Source organism: Rhizobium sp. RHZ01, assembly GCF_014851595.1.
In the GTDB taxonomy this organism is placed as follows: domain Bacteria; phylum Pseudomonadota; class Alphaproteobacteria; order Rhizobiales; family Rhizobiaceae; genus Rhizobium; species Rhizobium altiplani.
Window position 1 is genome coordinate 1 of the sequence record NZ_JACUZZ010000139.1, and the last position, 285, is coordinate 285.

Genomic DNA, 285 nt, shown 5'->3' on the forward strand with positions numbered 1-285 from the left:
TCAGGCCGCGCTGCAGCTGGCCCTTGTCGTAATGGCCGAGCGGGCCGGCAAAGGTCCAGTGCTCATGCTTCGGATGCATGAGCGGATAGTGCGGCGTTGCGCCTTCGGCATGCTCTGCCGGCGCAGCACCGTTCGGGGTGGCTTCCTCGGCGAGTGCTGCGCCGCTCAAACCAGCGACGACGGCCAGCGACAGGAGGCTGGTAACAAGCTTGTTCATGTGTCTCTTCCCTTCCTGTCGCACGCTCAGGCCTTGACCGGCTCGGCGGCCGCCACCTTGTTGCGCTT

1 pseudogene is annotated in these 285 nt (G+C 65.6%); it reads right to left on the reverse strand.

Features of this window, described 5'->3' with window-relative positions:
* Window positions 1-217, reverse strand: a pseudogene (locus tag IB248_RS31180) (cytochrome c1); the annotation flags it as partial.
* Window positions 218-285 lie beyond the last annotated feature (68 nt).